Genomic DNA, 22,330 nt, shown 5'->3' on the forward strand with positions numbered 1-22,330 from the left:
TCAACGCGTACGCGTGACGCCGACGCTGTTCTTCAGCTCCAGGACGAGCTGCGGACTGAGCGCGGTGCCGGCGCGGTTGGCGAACACCGTCATCTCGTAGGCGATGTTGCCCAGCTTGGCCTCCTTGTCGGTGACCACGCCGAGGACGGCGCCGCTGCCGATCGCGGAGACCAGGACGTGACCGCCCTCCAGGTCGATGATGACCTTGTTCAGGCCCCCCAGGCCGTAGTTGCCGGAGGCGCCCGCGGCCAGGCTGGTGATGCCCGAGACGATCGCGGCCAGCCGTTCGGAGTCGGCGTGCTCGCGCAGCTCCGACACGGCGATCAGCAGTCCGTCGGAGGACACCGCGATGGCGTCCACGACCCCGGCGGTCTCGGTGGCGAAACGGTTGAGCAGCCAGGTGAAGTCGGCTGCGGCGGCCCGCAGATCGGTCGGCCTGGCGTCTCCGGCGGGAGTCTCACCTGTCGACGTGCTCACTGCTCGGCTCCTTCCGGAAGGTGGTTCTGGTGGCGCGGCATGTCGTCCCGGACGGCGATCGGGTCGGTCCGGTCGGACGGGTCGGACGGGTCGGACGGCGCTGTCCGGTCGGTCCGGTCGGGCTGAACTACGGGACTGTGGTCGGGACGATGACCGGGACGGCCGTCGCTCCGGCGTCCGACCGGGTCTTCGGCGGAGGCGGCGGGGCGGGATTCCGCGCGGACGGCGGCGGGGCTCGGGTGCTCGCCCGTGTCGCCGCCGCTGTCCCTGTGCGCCTGGGCCACAGCCGCCTCGAACTCCTCCAGCGCGCTGCGCACGGCGTCCGCGTCGGCGGGGCGGGGCGCCCGGAGCGCCGCCTGCTGGGCTGCGGCGTCGACGGTGGTCCGCAGTGTGGCGCCGCGCACCCGCCGCCGCAGTGGACGGGCCCCGTCGCCATCGGCCGTCGGCACATCGGCGCCGGCCCGGGCGGTCGGGCCCGCCGTCGAGGCCTCGGACGCCGCTCGGGATGAAGCGGCGCTCGCCGCAGTCGTGGGGCTGGTGGAGCCGGTGGGGCTGGTCGGACCGATGGGGCCCGCGGGAGTCGCGGAACGGCGATCGGCCCGTTGCGCCCGTTCGGGGAGGCCGGCATGGTCGGCGACTGCGGCCTGTCCGGCCCGGTCGTCGTGGGCGTCGTGGGCGTCGGCTCCCCGGTCGGCTGCCGCGCGCGGGCGGACGGACGACTCGGGGGAGCGGGGCGCCGGGACGCCGTGCCCGGGGGTGCCGCCGCGCAGCCCGGTCGCCCGCTCGGCAGGGGCCACACCCGGCTCACCGGCTGTGGCGGAGGCGGTGTCGGTGTCGGTGTCGGTGGTGTGGGTGGTGTCGAGGGTGGTGGCGGTCGCGTCGTCGGACCGGCTCCGGGCGGCGAGACTCTCGTACCGCGTCGTCCGGTCGGAGCCGCCGGCCTCGGCCGGCGCGGGCTCACCGGCCTCGTCCGTGCGGGCGTGGACGGCGGGGCCGGCAGCGCGCGGGTGGACGGCGGACTCGGCGATGTCCGGGTGGGCGGTGCGCGAGTGTGCCGACTGATCGACGGTGGGAGCACCGGTCGCCGGGTCGTCGGCGCCGTCCTTCGCGGTGAGCGAGGGCTCGGTCTCCCGGTCGGCGGGGGACGGGTCGCGGCGGGGAACCCGGCGAGGCAGCGCGGCCGGATCGTCCTCGTGCGTGGCCCAGGACGGGACCGAGGCCGACGGCGAGGGGCCGGCCGCGGGCGCCGAGGGGGCGGCCGGTGCGACGGCGGACGGGGCGGCTGACGTGCCGGGCCTGCGCGCCGCCTCCACCTGGCTCGTCGTCAGGAGCAGCGTCGAGGGGATCATCACCTCGGCCGTCACGCCCCCGCCCGGGGTGCGCGACAGGGCGACGTCGACGTCCCAGCGGCGGGCGAGCGCGCCGACCACGAACAGGCCGAGCACCTTCGTCGGGACGACGTCGAGGCGTTCGCGGCGCACCAGGCGGGCGTTCTCCTCGGCGAGGCGCTCGGCGCTCATGCCCAGGCCGTGGTCGGAGACGGTGATCGACGCGCCGTCGTCGTCGGAGCCCACGACCACCTCGACGGGGCTGCCCTCGGGTGAGAACGACACGGCGTTCTCCAGGAGTTCGGCGATCATCAGCGTAAGGTCGCCGATGATGTCGGGCTCCACCATGGCGTCGGTCGCGGCCCGCAGCCGTACCCGCTGGAAGCCCTCGATCTGGCCGAGAGCGGCTCGCACGACGTTGGTGAGCGCGCTCGGCCCGGAGTCCAGGACGGTCTCGCGAATGCCCGCGAGCAGCATCAGGCTGTCGGCGTTGCGGCGCAGGCGCACCGCGATGTGGTCGATGGAGTAGAGGCGGGCCAGCAGGGCCGGGTCGGTCTCGCCGCGCTCCACCGCGTCGATCAGGGCGAGTTGACGTGTTGTCAGATTGCTGACGCGTCGGCCGACGTTGCCGAACATCTCGGCGACGTTGCGCCGGCTGAGCACCTGGCGTTCCAGCAGCGCGGCCGCGGTCGTCTGGACGTTGTTGAAGGCCTCGGCGAGTTCACCGATCTCGTCGTCGGCGGTGACCGGCAGCTCGCGCAGCCGCGGGGGGCCGGACTCCTCGGCGTCGTCGTCGGCGACCCGGGCGAGCTCGCGGCCCGCGACGTCGGCGACCTCCTGTGCGGCCCCCGTCAACGCCAGCACCGGACGGACCACGGAGCGGCGGACCAGGATGGAGAAGGCGATCCACACGGCGAAGCAGAACAGCGCCAGAGTGAGCAGCAGGCCCGCGCGCCACTGGGCGCTGGAAGCGGCGTCGTCCGCCCGGTCGGCGATCTGGTCGATGAGCGAAGCGGTGATCTTCAGCCGGATGGCAGCCTGCGAGCTGTAGTCGGGGTAGGAGGCGAGCGCGTCCCGGAACGACGCGCGGATCGCGGCCTTGGACTCCGCCTGCAACGCACTCGGATCCACGGCCAGTTCGGCGTAGTCCTGACTGATCGAGGCCTGCGAGGAGTTGTGCTCGATGCCGCTGAACTCCTCGGACTGCCCCTCGTCGGCGAACCGGTCGAAGCGCTGCGCCTGGTAGGTGAACAGCTCGTAGGAGCCGACCGCGCCGGTGAACTCGATGAGCGCGTTGCTGTCGCCGGTGCGCGCGGAGAACACGCCGGTCTCGTAGGCGCCGTGCGCGGCGTCGGCGCGCAGCAGCGAGTCGAGGAGGTTGCCGGTGAAGGTGGTGGCCAGCGCGGAGTTGCGGTCCAGGTGCAGACCGTCGATGAGGCCGTCGGCCGCTCCCGAGTACGCCGGGTCGATGTTGTCGGCGGGCAGATAGCCCTGCTCGATGGTGGACCGCAGCCCCGCCAGGCCCTGGACCTCCTTCAGGGCCTGGACCTCTGAACCCGGCAGCCGGTCGCCGAAGGCGTCGAGCACCTTCTGCACCTGTGCGTCGACGGCGAGTTGAGCCTGCCGGTAACCGTCACTGGAGGGGGTGCCCGAGCCGAAGGCGGCCTCGTGCCGGACGGAGAGCAGGATCGCCTGCTGGTGTTCGTCCTGCAGATCGGCGACCAGCTGGGCCACCTCTGTGCTGTCACGCACCAGTTGGGCGCCGTCCTCCGCGCGGTTGGACTCCTGCACCAGGTCGACGATGAGGTACGTCAACAGCAGGGCGATCACCGTCAGCGGGATACCGACCAGTACGTTCAGCTTGCGCTGGAAGGGCCATCGGTCGGCGAAACCCCGCAGTCCCCGACGGGCGGAGGACGATGTCGAGGGTGCCGACCGGGCGGGCGCGTCCACCTCTTTCGTGGACACCGGGCCTCCTTCAAGAGGGTGTTGCAAGCGTGCAAGGGGTCTCGCATGTGTGCATTTCCGTGCACACATGTGTCCTTGTGTGACGACACTGGAGCGGCCCCCGTACACCGCTGTGGCCGACGCCGACTGCTGTGGCGGAGGCCAACTCCGGCGAGACTATCGCCTATCCGAACGGTCGAGCGTGTCGTCCCACGTCAAGAATCCATTACGAAGCGGCTTGCGGACGCCCTTCCGGCGGTCTGCGGGAGGTACACAGGTGATCTCCCGATCCGCACACAAGTGATCACGGATCGAAGCCAATCGGTGATCCTGTTGCTCTTGACTGATCGAGAAGCGGATGGATTGGATCGGGTCAGAGTGTTTGAGTTCTCATCAACCCACAGCCCGGAACGGGAACCGTGACTTCCAACGCCCACAGCAGCAGGTCCCTCAGGAACCACCCCGGCGTGGCGGCCGTCGCCCTCGCCGCGATGACGGCCCTGCTGGCGGGATGTTCCTCCTCGTCCGACGACACCTCCGACCCGCTCGCCGGCGACAAGGCGGCCGGTGACACCGTGGTCGTCGGTTCCAACAACTTCGCCGAGAGCATCCTCATCGCCGACATCTACGGCGAGGCTCTGAAGGCCAAGGGCATCAAGGTGTCCTACAAGCCCAACATCGGCAGCCGGGAGACCACGTACGGCCTGCTCAAGAACGGTTCCATCACCGTTCTGCCGGAGTACAACGGCTCCCTGCTGGCCTACCTCGACGCCAAGGCCGAGCAGACCTCGCTCGCGACCGTGAACGCCGCGGTGAAGGCCAAGCTGGACTCCAAGCTGACGCTGCTGGAGTCGTCGCCGGCCGAGGACAAGGACTCCGTCACGGTCAACGCGGCGACCGCGGAGAAGTACAACCTCACCGCGACGTCCACCCTCGCCGACCTGAAGGACATCGCACCGAAGCTGGTCCTCGGCGGATCGCCCGAGTTCCAGACCCGCCAGCAGGGCCTTCTCGGTCTCGACTCGGTGTACGGGCTGAAGTTCAAGTCCTTCAAGGCGCTCGACGCGGGCGGTCCGCTGACCCAGGCCGCGTTGAAGAAGGACACCGTGCAGGCCGCGGACATCTTCACCACGGACCCGACCATCACCAAGGAGAAGTTCGTCGTCCTCCAGGACCCGAAGAACCTCTTCGGTTTCGCGAACGTGACCCCGGTGGTCTACAAGAGCGGGCTCTCGCAGGAGGGTGTCACCGCGCTCAACGCCGTCTCCGCCAAGCTCGACACGAAGACCCTGCTCGACCTGGACTTCCAGGTGCAGCTGCAGAGCAAGGACCCGCTCGACGTGGCCAAGGCCTGGCTGAAGTCGGCCGGCCTGGGCTGAGGTTCCGCGGCTCCGCGAGCGACCGGTCGGTCGGCTCGGCCCCGTCCGGCCTCGGGCCGAGCCCGGGCCGGGCCCGGGTCGGCTTGACCGTTCGCCGCGGCCGAACTGCTTTGCCGCTGGACCGCTGGACTGCTGATCCGTTGGACTGCTGATCCCTTGGACGTCATCGCAACCGCGAACGGACCGACCGGGGCGCCCCCGAACCGGGAGGGCGCCCGGGTCGTCCTGGACGGAACCACGCTCACCGTCGGTGAGCTGCTCACGCTCGCCGACGGCGAAGCCGTGCCCGCGGTCGCCCCCGACGCGCGGGAACGGGCCGCGCGCTCTTGGCGGACCGCGCAGCGGCTCGCCGCCTCCGGGCGGCTGTACGGCCGTGGCACCGGCGTCGGCGCTCAGCGCTCGGTGCCGGTCGAGGAGGACGACGAGGTCGCGCACGGTCTGCGCCTCCTGCGCAGCCATGCGGGCGGCGCGGGCGCCCTGCTCCCGGCCCGCCAGGTGCGCGCGATGCTCGCGGTGCGCGCCAACCAGTTGCTCGCCGGCGGCTCCGGCATCCAGCCCGCCTTCATCGACGCCCTCGCCGACGCCCTTCGGCTGGGAGTCCACCCGGCCGTCAACGAGTACGGCGGGATAGGCACCGGCGACCTGACGGCCCTGGCCCAGACGGGCCTGACGCTCATCGGCGAACGCCCTTGGACCCGCTGCCCCGGGCCGCCTGATCCGGCACGAGGGGCGAGAGCGACCGCAGATACGGCGGATACGGTCGTGCAGGGGAGCGCAGCGGCCGGGCAGGGCCCCGCAGCGGCCGTGCCGGGGAGTGGGGCGGCCCGCCCGCGGGGAAACACGGAAGAAACGAGGGAGCCGGCCGATCCGGGCAAGTCAGACCTGGGGAAGCCGGACCCAGAGGTGGCAGAACCGGGAGTTGTCGTCCCGGGAGTCGCAGTCCCAGGAGTTGCAGTCCCGGGCCCGACGGACCAGGGACCGGCAGGCTCGCGGAAGGCGACCGGGTCCGGCGGTGGCGTCGGCACAGCCGATTCCGCAGGGCGCGGCGTGTTTCCCGTTGCGCAAGCTGTTGCCGGCGCTTCTCCGCCCGCGCGACCGAGTTGCTCTCCTGCCGACGGCTCTCGCGGTGACGGGCCCCCTGCCCCTGCCCCCGCCCCGGTGCAGTTCGTGTTGGTCCCTACTGGTCGTTCCGCCGGTGAGGTCCGCGGCGCGATTTCGGGAGCCGTCACGCAGGGCGCCCCGGCCCACGCTTCTCGCGCTGCCGGGATCCCCGCCCCTGCCGCCACCTCTGCCCGCGCTTCCGTCCCGTCCATCCCTTCCGTCCCCATCGTCCCCTCCGTCCCCGCCCCTGCCTCTCGCGACGTCGTGACCTCCGCCGGGACTCCCGCTCCCGTCGTCCTGCGAGCCGGTGACGCACTGGCGTTGCTCAGCAGCAACGCCCTCGCCCTCGGGCAGGCCGCACTCGCCCAGGGCGAGCTCGACATGCTGCTGCGCGCCACGCACGCCGTCGCCGCGCTGTCCCTCGCCGCGGTGTCCGGCTCACCCGAGGCCTACGCCGCGCCCGTGCACGCCCTGCGTCCCTACCCCGGCGCGGCCCGGGCGGCGGGTGAGGTGCGGCGGCTGCTCGGGCTCCCTGACCGTCCGCCGCCCCGCTCGGGTGGACGCATCCAGGATCCTTTCGGTTTCCGCGCCTTTCCCCAGGTTCACGGGTGCGTGCTGGACGCCTGCGAGCGACTGCGCGAGATCGTCGAGGTGGAGATCAACTGCCCCTCCGAGAACCCGCTGATGGATGCCGACGCCGCCGCGGCCTACCACCACGGCGGCTTCTTCGCCGCGCCCCTGGGTCTGGCGCTGGACGCCGCCGTCCTCGCACTGCTGCAGTCGGCCCAGCTTTCGGCCGCCCGCCTGGCAGCGCTGGGAGACTCCGGGCTCACGGGCCTGTCCGCGTTCCTCGCCACGGGGCCGGGGAGCAGCTCGGGCACGATGATCCTGGAGTACACCGCCAACTCCGCTCTGGCGGAGCTGCGTTCGTCCGCCGCGCCCGCTTCGGCGGGGCACGCCGTGCTCTCCCGGGGGCTGGAGGAAGCCGCCAGCTTCGCCGGTCAGGCCGCCCGCCAGACCCTGCGTGCGACGGACGCCTACGCCACCGTCCTGGGCTGCGAACTCGTCAGCGCTGTAAGGGCGTTGACGCTTCACCCCGAGCCGCCCGGCATGGTGGCGCTCGCGGTGGCGGCGGCGGCCCTGCCCGCGGATACGCAGGACCGCCCTCTGACCGACGACGTGACCGCGGCCGTCCGGCTGCTGCCGGTGCTGGCCGATCTGTGAGACGGACGACGCCCGCCTCCTCGCGCGGCTCCCGCTCAGTAGCCGACGTAGAACGTGGCGTCCTGTTGCTCCGTGGCCGTTGAGATCGGGTCGATGCGCAGCACGTAGTTCGAGTGCCGGATGTAGCGGGTCGGGTTGTTGTAGGAACGGAACGAGGACCAGCCGGCGTCCGCCAGGCCCGCCGTGCGGTAGAAGGTGGCGTCCCCGGCGAAGGTCGACGTCCCGTCGTTGACGTCGAGTTGGAGCTGGTAGTTGTAGTGCCGCAGGTAGCGGGTCGGGTAGTTCACCGACCGGAAGGAGACGCCCGAGCTGTCCGCGAGGCCCGGCACCAGCGTCCACTCCGAGTCCTTGTACGGCTCGACCGGGTACTCGTCGATGCGGCCGACGTAGTCTGAGTGACGGACGTAACGCGCGGGGAAGTTATAGGACTTCAGGCGGTTCCAGGCCGGGGCGCCCCATTTGGCGACGAGGTCGGTGTACTGGGCCGAGGTGATCGTCGTGATGCCGCAGTGCTTGGAGTTGACCGGCTGGGTGTACGTCCTCTGGTCCAGCGCGGTCCAGGTGCCCGCTGACAGGTCCGTGGACTGCCAGGCGTAGAAGACGCCGTTGGGGGTGTACGTGTCGCCCCAGAGCCACCAGGTTCCGGAGGTGAGCGACTTGACCAGTGTCGGCGCCTCGGTGCCGCCGTGTGCGACGCCCGTGTTGAAGACCGTGAAGCTGCCCGGGTCGAGGGAGCTGGACCGGGCACCCACCAGGGTCTGGTCCTTCTTGAAGTAGAGGTAGTTGACGCCGTTGACGCCGACGGCCATGTCCCCGTCGATGACGTCGTAGCCGGGGTCGAAGAAGACCTGGGGTGCTGAGGCGGTGACGAAGTCGGTCGTGTAGTTGACCATGATCACGTTGTGGCCGCTGCTGTTGACGGCGGAGTAGATGAGCGCGTACTGGCCGCGGCTCGCGTCCCAGAACGCCTCCGGCGCCCAGCTGTGGGTGTTCATGTCGTGCAGCTTCAGCCGGTGGTAGCCGGTGAAGGTGCGCAGGTCGGTGGAGTTCCAGACGTGGACGTACTGGCTGACGTAGTTCCAGTCGGTGCCCTTGAGGTCGGTGGCGAGCACGACGAAGGTGCCGTCCTGCTTGCGCAGGATGAACGGGCGCGCCGGCCGAGCGAGCCCTCGGTGGGGGTGACCACCGGGGTGTTCTGGTTCAGCGGCATCCAGCGCAGCCCGGCCGTGCTGACGGCGGGGTGGAGGCCGGAGTCGGGGCCGTCGCCGNCGCCTCCGGCGCCCAGCTGTGGGTGTTCATGTCGTGCAGCTTCAGCCGGTGGTAGCCGGTGAAGGTGCGCAGGTCGGTGGAGTTCCAGACGTGGACGTACTGGCTGACGTAGTTCCAGTCGGTGCCCTTGAGGTCGGTGGCGAGCACGACGAAGGTGCCGTCCTGCTTGCGCAGGATGAACGGGTCGCGCAGGCCGAGCGAGCCCTCGGTGGGGGTGACCACCGGGTTGTTCTGGTTCAGCGGCATCCAGCGCAGCCCGTCCGTGCTGACGGCGAGGTGGAGCCCGTAGTCGGTGCCGTCGCCGAGCTTCGTCGACTCGGTGAAGTACCCCATCACATAAGCCGAGTCGGCCGCCTGTGCGGCCGGGACCCCGAGAGTGAGGGCCAGCGGGACGGAGGCGGCCGCGCCGAGGAAGAGGCGGCGGGAGGGGGTGGGGGTCATGTGCGCTCCAGGGGATGCGGGGTGCCCTTTGCCGCCGACCAACTATTCGAGATATCGAACGTAGTTCGGCGAGTCGGTCAGAAGGTAGGGGCGGGAGGGGAACAGGTCAATCACTGGGACACGCTTGGCGGTTTTCCGCCTCGTGCCTGTGAGCGGCCCATGAAAATCAAGGAGATCTCGGCTACGGGCCTGGGTTAGTCTCGGCGGCCGTGAACAGAAGACGGCAGAAGAAACTCACGTCGCGCCTGGTCGCGGGGGCCCTGTGCGGAACGGTTCGGGACGTCGACCGCCTGCTGCGGGCCGGCGCGGACCCGGCGACGCCCGACGCCGACGGCACCACCCCGTTGTACGAGGCCTGCGTCCAGGGTGCGGCCGACGTGGCGCACAGACTGCTGGAGGCCGGAGCGCCGCCCGACGCCGAGAGCGCCGGCTTCGGCGCCGAAGGCACTCCACTGTGCGCGGCCGCCTGTTGGGGGCACGTCGAGGCCGTCCGCATCCTTCTCGCCCATGGCGCGGACCCCGGACTTCGCGAGGATCACGGCAGCGGGCTGACGCCCCTCGAATGGGCCGTGGCAGGCCCTCACCCGGAGACGATCGCCGTACTGCGCGCGGCTGGAGCCCACTGACAGGGACCTGCCAGCGGGACGCGACCTGCCAGCGGGACGCGACCTGACAGTGGGGCGCGATCTGCCAGCGGGACGGGGCCAGCCCGAGCGACGGGGCCAGTCCGGGCGGTGGGGCCAGTCCGGGCGGTGGGGCCTCCCAAGTGGCCGGGCCTGCCCAAGTGATGCGACCCGCGTGAGCGATACGGACCTGTCCGAGAGGCGGCCACCTGCCCCAGACGGGTCCAGCGGGTCCAGCGGTCCAGCAGGTCCAGTGGGACCGGAGGGACCGGAGGGCCTGGCAAGACCGATGGGTCTGGTGGGCCTGTTCGGGTCTGGTGGGGGAGCGTGTGCGGCTTGATCGGGTCAGTCCGGCGATTTCGACCGCAGGGTGAAATCGTCGATCAGGCGGTCGATCAGAGCGATCAACACATCCCGGCACGACTCCCGTTCGCGGGCGTCGCACAGCAACACGGGAACGTTTTCCGGCAGTGCCAGGGACTCTCTGATCTCCTCCGCGGGATACGGGTGCAAGCCGTGGAAACCGTTCACTGCAACGACGAACGGGATTTCTCGCCGCTCGAAGAAGTCGACGGCGGCGAAGCTGGACTCCGGTCGGCGCACGTCGATGAGGACCACCGCCCCGAGCGCACCGATCGCCAGGTCGTTCCACATGAACCAGAACCGTTGCTGACCGGGTGTGCCGAAGAGGTACAGCACCAGGTCGTCGCCGATGGAGATCCGCCCGAAGTCGAGGGCCACGGTGGTGGACCGTTTCTCCTCGATGCCCTTCAGGTCGTCCACGTCCAACCCCGCAACCGTCAGCGGCTCCTCGGTGCGCAGCGGCGTGATCTCGCTGACCGACCCGACCATGGTCGTCTTGCCGACGCCGAAGCCACCCGCGATGAGGATCTTCACCGTCTCGGGGGCCGCCGCCGAGGCGGCCGGGGGAGCGGCGATGTCAGATCCGGCCAAGGCCGTCCCTCACTTTCTGCAGCAGGTCCAGGTCATGGGCGCCGGTGATGGAGCGGGGCGGCCGGGCCGTGATCAGTCCCGCTTCCAGCAGATCGCACAGCATGATGACGACCACGCTGACCGGCAGGTCGAGATGGGCCGCGAGTTCCGCCACCGCGACCGGCCGGGCGCACAGGCGCAGGATCCGGCTGTGCTCCGGCTGGGGTCGCGCAGTCCGTTCGGGCGGCGGGTCCACCGCGGTCACCGTGGTGATGAGCGTGAAGTCGGCGCGGCTGGGCCGGGTCCGTCCGCCGGTGAGGGCGAACGGCCTGACGAGCCGGCCCGCTTCGTCGCCTCCGCTCACCTCACCCGCCGTTGGTGCGGACGGCGGGGCCGACATGGGCCCGCGGCGCCGCGCTGAGGTGCTCACCGATCTTCTTCACCAGCATGTTCATCTGGTACGCCACCACGCCGACGTCCGCGTTCTTTCCCGCCAGCACGACGAGGTGGGCGCCCGGACCGGCCGACGTGAGGATCAGATAGCTGTTGGCCATCTCGATGAGGGCCTGGCGCACCGGACCGCCGCGGAAATCCATGCTGACGCCCTTGCTGAGGCTCATCAGGCCGGACGCGGTCGCCGCCAGCCGTTCCGCGTCCTCCCGCAGGAAGCCGGTGGACTTGCTCACCACCAGGCCGTCTTCCGAGAGCACGACGGCCTGGTTGACGTCGGCGACCCGGTCGACGAGACCGGTGAGCAGCTGGTCGAGCTGGGTGTTGGTGCCGGGGACGGAGGGTGTCATCGCGATGTCCTTCATGAGCGGTCGGCGGGCGGGGTCGAGGTCTGGGAGGCGCCGGCAGCGGTGACCGGTGAGTCGGCATCCTGCGCGGCGGCCGTTCCCTGCGGTCCGGCGTGCGGCTCGTCGTCGGCGTCTGCGTCTGCGTCTGCGGCGGCGAGGGCTCGCCGGGTGCCGCGCTGGAAGCCGGCGAGTGAGGAGGCCGCGCGCTCGGCGGTGAAATCGTCCGGGAAACCGTTTTCCTCGGCGTAGGCGGCGGAGGCGGTGTCGTCGCGCAACTCGGTGGCGAGGCTGGTCTGCGGTACCCGGCGGGGCAGCGGAACCAGCCCATCAGGACGGACGGCCGTTTCTGGCGCCTGGACCGGGACCGCCGAGCGCCCCCGCGGCCGGCCGAGGGCACGAACCGGAACGTCCGCCCCGTCGGTCCCGTCGGTCCCGTCCGCCCCGTCGGTCCCGTCGGAACTGTCCTTCGGATTCCTTTGATCCGTCCCGCCCAAGTCCTCGTCGGTCCCGTCGGACCCTTCAGTCCTGTCAGCTCCGGCCGGACTGGGCTTCGCACGCGACACGGCGGACGTCACCATGGCGGCGGCCGCTGAGGCGCGCTCGGAACTACTCGCCCCGGACGGGCGCGATTCGCCCGTCGCGCTCGCGGTGCCCCGGACCGGAAGGGACGGCAGATCCCCCTCGTGCCTGGACCTGCTGTGCTCCTGCACCCGGTCCTGTTTCTGCGCCTGCGCATCCCCCTGCACCCGCGCCTGCGCCGGCTCCTGCACCCGGTCCTGTTCCCGCTGCGGGCCGGTCTCTTCCGGCCTCTCGCCGACGGGCGTAGCCGGTGACACTGCGGAGTTCTTCCATTCCTCGTCGGCAGGCCTTCGCGCAGTGCCGTCCGCATTCGCGTCCCCTGGCAGGTCCGACGGCCCCCGTCCCCGGGGCGTCAGGCCTGTCTCCGGGTGCAGGGCCCCTGCGGCAGCCGGGCCGCCGCCGGGCAGGTCGTCCGCTCCGGACCGGTCGCCGGACGCGTCGAGGACCACGATGTCGAGCGGGACCAGCACGATCGCCGTGGTTCCGCCGTACGGAGAGGAGCGCAGGGTGACGGCGATGCCGTGCCGGGTCGCGAGCCGGGCGACCACGAACATGCCCAGCCGCAGGTCGTCGGCGAGTGCCACCACGTCGAACTGCGGAGAGACCGCCAACTGCTCGTTGAACGACGCGTAGTCGTCCTCGGGCATCCCGAGCCCGCGGTCCTCCACCTCGATCGCCAGCCCCTTGGCCACCAGCGTCGCCCGGACCCCGACCGGGGACGGGGCGGGCGAATAGGAGGTCGCGTTGTCGATGAGCTCGGCCAGCAGATGGATGACGTCCGCCACGGCGGGCGGTGCGATGGACACCTCCTCCTCGGTGTGCACCTCCACCCGCCGGTACTCGGCGACTTCACCGACGGCACTTCGCAGGATGTCGATCAGCGCCACCGGCTCTGCCCAGCTGCGTCCCGGCCGGCCGCCGCTGATGATGACGAGGTTCTCCTCGTAGCGGCGCAACTGGCTTGCCGTGGAGTCGAGTTCGTACAGTCCGTTCAGGACGTCGGGGTCCTGGTGCTGACGTTCCAGCGCGTCGAGCTTGCTGAGCTGGAGGTTGACCAGGTTCTGGCTCTGCCGGGCGATGCCCAGGATGACCTTCTGGAAACCGCGCCGGGTGTCGGCGAGTTCCACCGCGGTGAGCACGGCGGTGCGCTGCGCGGTATTGAACGCCTTTGCAACCTGGCCGAGTTCGTCACTCCCGTAGTCCAGCGGCGGGGTCTCCGCGTCCACGTCGACGGTCTCTCCCCGGTCCAGGCGGGCCACCACGTCCGGAAGCCGGTCGTGCGCGAGGCTCAGCGTGGCCATCCGCAGCCCGTGCAGCCGCCGCGACAGGGAGCGCGTGATCCGCCAGGACATGCCTATGCACACCAGCAGGGCGAGCAGACCGCCGGCGCTCAGCGAGGCGGCCTTGATCAGCAGCCCGCGGGAGTCGTCCGCGCTGTGCTGCAGCAGGGTGGCGGTCTGCTGCCGGATCAGCTTCGAGTACTGGTCGGAGACGTCGATGAGTGCGGCACGCCATGACTTCTGCACGTCCGGCAACACGATGTCACCGCTTTCGCTCTGTTTCGCGCGAGCGGCGAGCACCTTGTTCTCGATGGCCTCCAGGGTCTGCCACTGGTAGCTCGTCAGGATGTCCTCGGTAGCCGCTTTCGCATCACCGGTGAGCGAGGGGACGATCTGGTCCTGCACCAACCAGCGGCGGCTGTTCACCAGCTGCGCGAACTGCGCCCAGGTCTTCTCGTCCATCCGGCCCCTGGGGCCGGCCAGGGTGAGCTGCAGGTCCTCCTCGGAGACCAGCTCGGCCGCGTGCTCCAGTGCCACGAGCGGTCCAGCCTGCGAGGTGAGGTCGCCGTCGTCGACCTGGGACAGTTCCTGGAAGGCATGGATCTGGTCGTCAATGATGGACGTGTACTGGTCCAACGCCTGCGCTGCGGTGATGTCGACGGGGTCGTCCACCTGACCACGGTAGTACTCCAGGCTGCTGACGGAGGCGACGACCGAGTAAAGCCGGTCGCGGACACGGGTCGAGGCCTTCTGGATGGCGTCCGCCCGGGAGACCAGTTTGGCGACCGCTTCGTCCGTCTTCGTGCGCTGCGCCTCCAGCGCGGCCCGGGATCCACCCGGCCCGGAAGCCAGCCATACGGCCGACAGACTGCGTTCCTGCTGCAACGCGAGCGTCGCCTCGGTGCCCATGGCGCCGGTGGACCGGCTCAGTTCCGTCTGCGCGCGCAGCCGGAGCCCCTCGGTGAACATCTGGGTCGTCGTCACACCCCACATGGCGGTGAGGGTGATGCCGGGCACCAGCGCCAGCAGGATCAGGGAGAGACGTATGGAGCCGAGACGGCGGCGCCTGGCGCCTGACCGTGGAGACATGGCCGTCCTAGGAGCGATCAGCGGGGAGGGGGGGAGGCGGAAGAGACTGGAGAATCGCCTGGTCAGTGACCGGTCAGTGACCGGTCGGTACCCGGTGCTTGGTCAGCGGGTTCCGGCGGCGGCGAGGCCGGCGACCTGGGCGACGTTGGCGCGGGTGACGAAGGCAGGTCCGGTCAGCACGGGGGCCACGCCGCCGCCGCTCACGTTGCCGTTGGTCCGGTGGAGCCACAGTCCGTCCACGGCCAGGTACCCCTGGAGATAGGGCTGCTGATCCACGGCGAATTGCACTCGGCCGTCGCGGACGGCCGTGACCAGGTCCTTGTTGAGGTCGAAGGTGGCGATCTCGGCCTTGCTCCCCGCCTCGTCGGCCGCTTTCACGGCCGCCAGCGCGAACTGGGCCCCGTTGGTGATGACTTCGTCGATGTCCGGGTCCTGCCGCAGACGTGTCGTCACGGCGGCGGTCATCGCGTCCATGTCCGTACCGTCGACGTAGAGCATGTCCGTCTCGCCGGTGAACGTCTTCTTCACGCCCGCGCAACGCGCCTCCAGGGCGACGTTGCCCCGCTCGTGGATGACGCACAGGGCGTGCTTGACGTCGAGGCCGTCGAGTTTGTCGCCGACGGCGCGGCCCGCGACGCTCTCGTCCTGCCCGAAGTACTCGAGGAGGCCAGCCGAACGCCACGCGTCGATACCCGAGTTGAGGCCGACCACGGGTATGCCGGCCGCCTTGGCCGCGGCCACCGGAGCCCTCATGGCCTGCGGTTTGGCCAGGGTCACCGCGATGCCGTCCACCTTGTCGCGGATCGCGTCCCGCACCAGCTCGGCTTGTCCCGCACCGTCGGAGTCGCTGGCGTAGGTCAGATCCACGCCGTCCTTGGCGGCTGCCGCCTCGGCACCCTTGCGTACCAGCTCCCAGAAGGCGTCGTCCTCGGCGCCGTGGGTGATCAGGGCGATCTTGATGCGGTCGGCCGGACCGCCCGCCCTGTCCGTGGCCGAAGCGGACAAGTCGGCGCCGGAGCAGCCGGCGAGCAGGAGGCAGCACGCCGCGGCCATGGCGGCGAGGCGCAGCGATCTCGGGACTGCGGAAGACCGGGGGATGGGGAGGGAAGTGTTCATGGGGGGCTGCACCTCGCTGTGCGGCAGAGCAGAGGGACGGGGCGAGCGGCACCGATGCGAGGGGGTGGGCACCGGCGGGAGACATTCGTTGGCTCGGAGCCAACCGTGTGTGACCGCTGGTAGTCAAGTGAGCAACCACCGGGGGTGAGATGCCGGTGCCGCATTGTGATCCAGTACGCCTGCGGTACGGACCAGCACGGCAAAATCGCAGGTGGATTGACTGATCGTCAATTGGGTGTCATACGCCTTTCGCATGCGACCCCGACGCCCATACGCCCCCGCCACCTGTACGCGCCGGGGATGACGAGACCGGCGGGGCCGGAGGCGGCCCGCTGTGCACAGGTCGCCCGGCCCCGCCGGTGAGTTGACGTGCGGCCGTACACCATGACCGCGAGTCGGATTTGTACCGCACTCGTTCCGTACTGCTTTTCTTGCGCTCCGCTCCGCGGCTCTGATCCCGTCCCGTCAGGTCCGTTCCCGTCCTGTCAGGTCCGTTCCCGTCCCGTCAGGTTCGTCTCCGTTCCGTCAGGTCCGCTCCCGTTCGGCACCTCTCGGGTCCGTTCGGTCCCGTTGTCGGGCCCTGCCGGTGTCGTCCGGTCCGTGCGGAGCCTTGCGGGTTGGTTGCGGGCTCGTTTCCGGTCCGTCGCGTTACGAGAGCGGTCTCGAAACCCGGAGAGCGGTTTTCGGGACCCGGCTCAGGCGGGCCTGCCCGCCTCGGGCAGGTGGCCGCCCTTGTGGACGCTCTGGACCGTGTGCTCGGTCTGCTTCTCCTGGTGCCGCTTGCGACGGCTCTGGCGCGGTTCCTGGTCGGGAACCCAGCCGAAGGCCAGGCAGCTGCCCACGGCGCCCATCAGGAGGCCGATGACGAAGCCGCCGATGTTGGAGGTGAGCCAGGTGCCCAGGGAGAGCATGATCGCGATGATCGAGTAGAACAGCCGCTGGGTCGGGTTGAACAGGATCAGCAGACCGCAGAGCACCATCAGGGTGGGCAGGAGGTAACCCGCCAGCCCCTGCATGCCGACGTGGAGGATGACCGGAAGCGGTGCCTTCATGGTCACCAGGATCTCGGCGCCGCCCAGGACGAGCAGCACGCCGCCTGCGAAGGGCCGGTGGCCTCTCCATCCGTGGAAGCGGTCCCGCCACTGGGTGAAGGTCATTACTTACAGCCCTCGCTCGAGAAGCTCATCTTCAGTCCGGGGAGCTTGAAGACGGCGGCGGTGGCCGCGTAGTTGTGCTGGTACAGGTTCTTGATGACGACGGTGTCGGCCTGCTGGCCGTATACGCCCGCGGGGCCCTGGATCGGGACCTTGTCGAAGGTGCTGGCGTCGCGGCCGATCTCGATGTTGTTGAACTCGGCGTCGCCGGTGATCTGGTCGGAGTCGATGGCCAGGTTCTTCACGCTCACCGGGGTGTTCCCGCCGCCGGCCTTGAGGATGAGCTGGATACCGCCGAGGTCGACGCTCTGGCACATGTTCGTGATCTTGCCGTTCTTCACGACCGAGGTGACGACCAGGACCTGGCCACCGGTGTCGCCCTGGTTCGGGCTGTTCTCGATCATGTTGTCCAGGCCGCCGAACTGTGCGAAGCCTTCACCGTCGAGCCGGTCGGCGGTGACGACGAACGGCATGCCGGAGATCGCGAACTGCACGCCGAGCGCGCCCTGCGCGGTGAGGACCGCGAGCCCCGCGGCGACGAAGGTGGCGGGCACCGCCATCACGGCGGCCCGGCGCAGCCGGACTCGGCCGCGTCTCTCTGTGGAACCGCTTTCGGGGTTCTCGGGAATGTTGTCGGCGGACGACGTGACGTCCGGGGACGAGGCCATGTCTGCTCCCATGCGCTAAGTCATGCGGGTTGGGCTTCAGTGGCACGTTGTCCTGGCGCGGACAGCGGCTGCCGCGCACGTCTCCTTGTGACTCCCGGAAGCCGCAAGGGCTTTCACGTTACGCAGCAGTAGCCGTCGAGGAAGTTACCGATGGTTACACCATGCGGTCAAGGGAGATGTGGAAAAAGAGTGTTCATTATGTGCCACCTGCGGACCGCGCCATCGATCCAGCTGCTCGCATATATCTGTCGGTCCATCAAGTTCCTTTTCAGCTCTTGACGTTGACTGGACATCAGGTCTACAACTCTCCCTGGCCCAGCCCGGATCCGTGGCGCCGGATCCGCAGCGCGGCGACAAGCTCCGCGCTCCCGGACGTTTTCAGCCAGTACGGGCCCTGTCCGGGCTCGATCCCTTCACGGCACCGGCAAGGCCGCTTCCCCCCTGTGGCCTCGGCCGGTCGCCCTTTCCGCCCGGCCCGGCCGGAGCACTCACCAGTGCCTCCGGCCGGTCACCGGTCGCCTGCCGTTGTCGGTCCGTCACGTACGGAGAAGGCGTCACGGGCCGGCAGCGGTGGACGCCGAACGCGTCCCCCCATGTTGCTCCCATGCAACGCGCCGGTTCCCTCGTACCGACCAACTCCCCCGATGTACCCCCCCTTTGAGAAAGAGGCACCCGCATGCGCACCCGCTCCCGCTCCCTCCTCGCCCTTGCCGGTACGGTCGCCGCCCTGTCCCTCGCCGCCGTCACCCCTGCCTCCGCTGCCGGCGCGGTCCTCACGACCGCCAACGGCGACGTCGCCGTCGGTGACGTCCTCAACGCGTCCCTGGCCAGCGGCACGGCCGCCACGCTGTACTCCAGCGCGACCGGCACCAGCGGGGTCTCCTGTGCCTCGTCCGCCTTCAACGCCACCGTCACCGACAACCCGACCGCGCCCGGCACCGCCACCGAGTCGCTCACCGCGCACTCCTTCGGCGGCTGCACCGCCAACGTGCTCGGTGTGCTCGGCGTCACCAGCGTCACGGTCAACAACCTGCCCTACACCACCAGCGTGGGGTCGGACGGCTCCGTGACCGTCACCCCGGCGGCCGGCTCCACCGTCCAGACCACGGTCGTGCTGCGCACCCTGCTCGGCAGCATCAACTGCGTCTACCAGGCCCCGAGCCTGACCGGCGTAGCAAGCAACGACGACAACAGCATCACCTTCACCAGCCAGCACTTCACCAAGACGTCCGGCTCGTCGCTCTGCTTCGCCAACGGCTACTTCACCGCGAAGTACGCCCCGGTGACCGACGCGGGCGCGGCCGTCACCGTCAACTGATCGCCGCTCGGCGCGGCTGATCCGCGCAGGGGCCGACCCGGACGAGGCCGGCCCCTGCGCGGACACCTCATCCGGGTGTGCGGACAACTGACGTCCGTACACCCGGAGTTCTGTATGCCGCCGTCCGCTCGGCGCGGGCTCAGCGGCGGCGCAGCCGCACGGCCAGGGCGGTTCCACCGGTGAGGGCCAGCACCGCCGCGGCGCCACCTGCCAGCATCGGCGCCGACGGCCCGGAGCCGGCCGTGGTCCCGGACGCCACCGGGGTGCTCCTGGGGGCGGCCGCAACGCTCTGCGCCGACGCGGGGCCCGATGACGCCGACGCGAAAGGGCTGCCGGACGCCGACGACGGCGCCGCCCCGCTTTCCCCAGCCGTCGGCGTGGCCGAAACCGGTGCCTTGCCCACCGGCGTGCTCGCCGGCCTGTTCCGTGGCTTGCTTTGCGAGGCCGATGTCGAGAACACCACGTCCGAGCACGAGTAATAGGTGTCGGACGTGCTGCTGTTCTGCCAGATCGTGTACAGCATCTGCCGTCCCGTCCGGTCCGCGGGCAGCTTCGCCGTGAAGCGGTAGGCGCCGTTCTTCAGATCCGGATCCTTGGCCTCGGCGAACGGCCGCTCGGGCAGATCAGCCCAGGTAAGCGGTTTCGACGGGTCGTACCCGGGCTTCGTGAGATACAGCTTGAACGTGCCGGTGTGCGCGATCGTCGAGGCGTACGTCATGTGCAGCGTCCCGCCCGGGGACAGCCTGGTCGACGGCCAGTCGGTGCGGGCGAGGTCGAGCCCCTTGTAGGCGGGCAGGCCGCCGCTGCACAACTGCCCGTCCGGGACGGTCTGCCGGTCACGGCCGTTCACGTCCGCCACCCGAAGGTTGTCCCACGCCGCGAAGGAAGCGCCGTTCGCGTCGACGGCAGCCCGGCAGGCCGCCGTCCGGGCTGCGGCGCCGCCCTCGGGCGAGCAGGCGTACACCCGGCTGACCGGATCCGTCGGGGCGCCGTGCGCCTGGGCCGGCCCGGCGGCCCACAGGCCCAGCAGAAGCGGACTCACGGCGGTGGCCGCGAGGGCTGCGGTGCGATGTGCGGTCATGCGGGGCATCGGGGACGTCTCCTCGGCCGGCGGGGGAACGGTCTGCCGTGAGTACGGGAATCCGGCACGGCGTGTTCATCGCGTCGCCGTGCGCCCGCGAACACCGAGCCGGCCGGATCGCATCGGTCGTTCGGCGACCGATCGTGCTCGTCGAGGGTGGGTTTCCGGCCGGATCGAGGGTTTCCCCCGTATCCCTATGACTGATCCTTTGCCTATCGTTCCTGCACAGCCGACCCACAGGTAACCCCGACAGGGTCGGCTCCCGCGCCTGGCCGGCCCGTCGCGCTGCTCGTCGAGCACCCCGCCGCTTCGTTGCACCCCCCGCCGCTTCGACGCCGAAGCGAATCGACCGCCGCCCCGCCCTGTCCGGCGCCGGCCACGAAAGGCACGCCCTTGCGCACCTCACCCGCCCTGAGACGGAAGCTGATATCCGTCGCAGCGGTCTCCGCCGCCCTCCTCACCGCCGCCTCGACGGCCACCTCCGCCGCCGCCCGGGAAGCCGTTTCCGAAGGTCTGACCGTCCCCGCAGCCCAGACCGAGGCCGCGCCCGGAGCCCCGGCCGAGCGTCTCATCGTCGGCTACAAGTCCGGTGCCGCCGAGGCCACTTCGAACCCCGCCGCCGAGGCGGACGCCGCCGCCAAGGGCAAGGAGGCCGGCGAGGACGTCGACTTCCAGCGCCGCCTCGGCACCGGCGCCGCCCTGGTCGATCTGGGCGACGACCTCACGCGGGCGGACGTCGCCGACGTGGTGGACCGGTACCGGGCCGACCCACAGGTCGCCTACGTGGTCCCGGACCGGCTGAACAAGCCGAAGGCCGACCCCGACGACACCGAGTACGCCAAGCAGTGGGACCTCTTCGAGTCCACCGCGGGCATGAACGTGCCCGGCGCCTGGGCCACTTCGACCGGCACCGGCGTCACCGTCGCTGTGATCGACACCGGTTACGTAACGCACTCCGACCTTGCCGCCAACATCGTCGCCGGCTACGACTTCATCGCCGACACGGCGGTCTCCGCCGACGGCGACGGCCGCGACGGCAACCCGGCCGACCCGGGCGACTACTACGCCGCCAACGAGTGCGGTTCCGGCATCCCGGCCAGCAACTCCTCCTGGCACGGCACCCATGTCGCCGGCACCATCGCCGCCGTCACGAACAACGGCAAGGGCGTCGCCGGCATCGCGTACGGCGCGAAGATCTCTCCCCTCCGTGTGCTCGGCAAGTGCGGCGGCTACGACTCCGACATCATCGACGCCATCACCTGGGCGTCCGGTGGAACGGTTTCCGGTGTTCCCGCCAACTCCAACATCGCCAAGGTCATCAACATGAGCCTGGGCGGCGACGGGGCGTGCACCTCGGCGACGCAGAGCGCGATCACGGCCGCCGTGAACCGCGGCACGACCGTCGTCGTGGCGGCCGGCAACGACAACGACAACGTCGCGAACCACTCGCCGGGCAACTGCAACAACGTCATCTCGGTCGGCGCCACCAACCGCACCGGGGCCAAGGCGTCCTACTCCAACTACGGTTCTCTGGTGGACATCTCGGCGCCCGGAGGCCAGACCAGCACCGGCACCGCCAACGGCATCCTGTCCACGCTGAACTCCGGCGCCAAGACGCCGTCGAGCGAGTCGTACGCCTACTACCAGGGCACCAGCATGGCCACCCCGCACATCGCCGGCCTGGTCGCGCTGATGAAATCGGCGAACTCCTCGCTGACCCCGGCACAGATCGAGGCGGCCATCAAGAGCAACGCCCGTCCCCTGCCCGGCGCCTGCTCCGGCGGTTGCGGCGCGGGTCTCGCGGACGCGGCCAGGACGGTACAGGCGGTGAGCGGCTCCGGCGGCTCAGGGGGCACCACGGGGGGCACCACCTTCTCCAGCACCACCACCGTCGCCATCCCGGACAACGGGTCCGCCGTCGAGTCCCCGATCACCGTCACCGGTCGCACCGGCAACGCCCCGGCCGCCCTCCAGGTCGGCGTCGACATCACCCACACCTACCGCGGCGACCTGGTCGTCGACCTCGTCGCGCCCGACGGGACCGCCTACCGCCTGAAGGCGGCGAGCAGCTCGGACTCCGCGGACGACGTCATCACCACGTACTCGGTCAACGCCTCCGCCGAGACCGCCAACGGCACCTGGAAGCTGCGCGTCCAGGACACGGCCGCTCAGGACACGGGAAGGCTCAACGGCTGGAAGCTGACTTTCTGACCGGTGCTCCGGCCGACCCGCTGACCAACGTTTCTGAACGCCTTTCCGGCTTCTGAACGGTGCGTCGCAGTGGTCGCGTCACCGATGAACGGGCGGGCCGGCCGGTGTGGATGGACACCGACCGGCCCGACTCACGTCTGCATCCGCCACAGTCTCCGTAACCATGGACGCAACTTCTGCCGCATTCGTTGCCGCGATCGTTGCTGCAACCGTTGTCGCAGCCGTCGCCACTCTTGCTGGGGTGGTGGTTGCTGTAAGCGTTGTCGCAACTGTTGCTGTGGTCACCGCTGTAAGCGTTTTCGGGACTGTTGCCGC

At 70.4% G+C, this 22,330-nt stretch carries 15 protein-coding genes and 3 pseudogenes; 6 read left to right on the top strand and 12 right to left on the bottom strand.

Annotation, left to right across the window (positions count from 1 at the left end):
- Both BG482_RS04970 and BG482_RS04975 read right to left on the bottom strand, forming a co-directional pair.
- The gene (locus tag BG482_RS04970; protein ID WP_069767594.1) at nucleotides 1-477 is read right to left on the bottom strand and encodes a roadblock/LC7 domain-containing protein; all 477 of its coding nucleotides are present in this window, start codon (nucleotides 475-477) and stop codon (nucleotides 1-3) included.
- Nucleotides 474-3,773: a HAMP domain-containing sensor histidine kinase gene (locus tag BG482_RS04975; RefSeq protein WP_069767595.1), complete on the bottom strand. Its 3,300-nt coding sequence runs from the start codon at nucleotides 3,771-3,773 to the stop codon at nucleotides 474-476. Before BG482_RS04975 ends, BG482_RS04970 begins: the two co-directional genes overlap by 4 nt.
- A gap of 398 nt (nucleotides 3,774-4,171) precedes the next feature.
- Here BG482_RS04975 and BG482_RS04980 point away from each other — a divergent pair, with 398 nt between their 5' ends.
- From BG482_RS04980 to BG482_RS04985, 3 genes and pseudogenes are all read left to right on the top strand, one after another.
- Nucleotides 4,172-5,131, top strand: coding sequence for an ABC transporter substrate-binding protein (locus BG482_RS04980; protein WP_069767596.1), 960 nt, complete (start codon nucleotides 4,172-4,174; stop codon nucleotides 5,129-5,131).
- A 282-nt stretch (nucleotides 5,132-5,413) separates the two neighbouring features.
- Nucleotides 5,414-5,767: pseudogene (locus tag BG482_RS40555) on the top strand (aromatic amino acid lyase); the annotation flags it as partial.
- A 729-nt stretch (nucleotides 5,768-6,496) separates the two neighbouring features.
- Nucleotides 6,497-7,456: an aromatic amino acid lyase gene (locus tag BG482_RS04985; RefSeq protein ID WP_256096264.1), complete on the top strand. Its 960-nt coding sequence runs from the start codon at nucleotides 6,497-6,499 to the stop codon at nucleotides 7,454-7,456.
- A gap of 35 nt (nucleotides 7,457-7,491) precedes the next feature.
- On the opposite strand, the pseudogene BG482_RS04990 reads toward BG482_RS04985, so the two are convergent.
- Together BG482_RS04990 and BG482_RS46040 are read right to left on the bottom strand one after the other, a co-directional pair.
- A pseudogene (locus BG482_RS04990) lies at nucleotides 7,492-8,724 on the bottom strand (glycoside hydrolase family 43 protein); the annotation flags it as partial.
- A 175-nt stretch (nucleotides 8,725-8,899) separates the two neighbouring features.
- A pseudogene (locus BG482_RS46040) lies at nucleotides 8,900-9,166 on the bottom strand (alpha-L-arabinofuranosidase); the annotation flags it as partial.
- Between the two features lie 209 nt (nucleotides 9,167-9,375).
- Between BG482_RS46040 and BG482_RS05000 the strand changes: the two are divergent.
- A complete protein-coding gene (locus BG482_RS05000) occupies nucleotides 9,376-9,792 on the top strand; it encodes an ankyrin repeat domain-containing protein (protein WP_069767598.1) in 417 nt (138 codons plus the stop codon).
- Nucleotides 9,793-10,134: 342 nt separating this feature from the next.
- Here BG482_RS05000 and BG482_RS05005 read toward each other — a convergent pair whose 3' ends face one another.
- The 7 genes from BG482_RS05005 to BG482_RS05035 form a co-directional block, all read right to left on the bottom strand.
- A complete protein-coding gene (locus BG482_RS05005) occupies nucleotides 10,135-10,743 on the bottom strand; it encodes an ATP/GTP-binding protein (protein WP_069767599.1) in 609 nt (202 codons plus the stop codon).
- Nucleotides 10,730-11,086: a DUF742 domain-containing protein gene (locus BG482_RS05010; RefSeq protein WP_069767600.1), complete on the bottom strand. Its 357-nt coding sequence runs from the start codon at nucleotides 11,084-11,086 to the stop codon at nucleotides 10,730-10,732. The genes BG482_RS05005 and BG482_RS05010 overlap by 14 nt, the downstream gene beginning before the upstream one ends.
- A 1-nt stretch (nucleotide 11,087) precedes the next feature.
- Nucleotides 11,088-11,522, bottom strand: coding sequence for a roadblock/LC7 domain-containing protein (locus BG482_RS05015; protein WP_069767649.1), 435 nt, complete (start codon nucleotides 11,520-11,522; stop codon nucleotides 11,088-11,090).
- A gap of 11 nt (nucleotides 11,523-11,533) precedes the next feature.
- Nucleotides 11,534-14,467, bottom strand: coding sequence for a sensor histidine kinase (locus BG482_RS05020; protein WP_107450351.1), 2,934 nt, complete (start codon nucleotides 14,465-14,467; stop codon nucleotides 11,534-11,536).
- 102 nt (nucleotides 14,468-14,569) lie between these two features.
- Nucleotides 14,570-15,583 (bottom strand): substrate-binding domain-containing protein, encoded by a 1,014-nt coding sequence (locus tag BG482_RS05025; protein ID WP_069767601.1) that lies wholly within the window; start codon nucleotides 15,581-15,583, stop codon nucleotides 14,570-14,572.
- Between the two features lie 695 nt (nucleotides 15,584-16,278).
- Nucleotides 16,279-16,740 (bottom strand): DUF6114 domain-containing protein, encoded by a 462-nt coding sequence (locus BG482_RS05030; RefSeq protein ID WP_069767602.1) that lies wholly within the window; start codon nucleotides 16,738-16,740, stop codon nucleotides 16,279-16,281.
- Entirely contained in the window at nucleotides 16,740-17,405 is a 666-nt protein-coding gene (locus BG482_RS05035) for a DUF6230 family protein (RefSeq protein ID WP_069767603.1), read from the bottom strand. Before BG482_RS05035 ends, BG482_RS05030 begins: the two co-directional genes overlap by 1 nt.
- Before the next feature lie 676 nt (nucleotides 17,406-18,081).
- Here BG482_RS05035 and BG482_RS05040 point away from each other — a divergent pair.
- Nucleotides 18,082-18,723 (top strand): Tat pathway signal sequence domain protein, encoded by a 642-nt coding sequence (locus tag BG482_RS05040; protein WP_069767604.1) that lies wholly within the window; start codon nucleotides 18,082-18,084, stop codon nucleotides 18,721-18,723.
- 139 nt (nucleotides 18,724-18,862) lie between these two features.
- Here the strand turns inward: BG482_RS05040 and BG482_RS05045 are convergent, their stop codons facing one another.
- Complete coding sequence (locus BG482_RS05045) at nucleotides 18,863-19,813, bottom strand: lytic polysaccharide monooxygenase (protein WP_069767605.1); 951 nt, start codon at nucleotides 19,811-19,813, stop codon at nucleotides 18,863-18,865.
- 384 nt (nucleotides 19,814-20,197) lie between these two features.
- On the opposite strand from BG482_RS05045, the gene BG482_RS05050 reads away from it, so the two are divergent.
- Complete coding sequence (locus tag BG482_RS05050; protein WP_069767606.1) at nucleotides 20,198-22,015, top strand: S8 family serine peptidase; 1,818 nt, start codon at nucleotides 20,198-20,200, stop codon at nucleotides 22,013-22,015.
- The last annotated feature ends 315 nt before the right edge of the window (nucleotides 22,016-22,330 follow it).

It is taken from the genome of Streptomyces sp. LUP30 (assembly GCF_001746365.1).
Lineage (GTDB): Bacteria > Actinomycetota > Actinomycetes > Streptomycetales > Streptomycetaceae > Streptomyces.

Excerpts from the sequence above, each read along its gene's own strand:
- BG482_RS05015 (WP_069767649.1), bottom strand. The coding sequence starts at position 11,522 with ATGACACCCTCCGTCCCCGGCACCAACACCCAGCTCGACCAGCTGCTC.
- BG482_RS05020 (WP_107450351.1), bottom strand. The coding sequence starts at position 14,467 with ATGTCTCCACGGTCAGGCGCCAGGCGCCGCCGTCTCGGCTCCATACGT.
- BG482_RS05025 (WP_069767601.1), bottom strand. The coding sequence starts at position 15,583 with ATGAACACTTCCCTCCCCATCCCCCGGTCTTCCGCAGTCCCGAGATCG.
- BG482_RS05030 (WP_069767602.1), bottom strand. The coding sequence starts at position 16,740 with ATGACCTTCACCCAGTGGCGGGACCGCTTCCACGGATGGAGAGGCCAC.
- BG482_RS05035 (WP_069767603.1), bottom strand. The coding sequence starts at position 17,405 with ATGGCCTCGTCCCCGGACGTCACGTCGTCCGCCGACAACATTCCCGAG.
- BG482_RS05040 (WP_069767604.1), top strand. The coding sequence starts at position 18,082 with ATGCGCACCCGCTCCCGCTCCCTCCTCGCCCTTGCCGGTACGGTCGCC.
- BG482_RS05045 (WP_069767605.1), bottom strand. The coding sequence starts at position 19,813 with ATGCCCCGCATGACCGCACATCGCACCGCAGCCCTCGCGGCCACCGCC.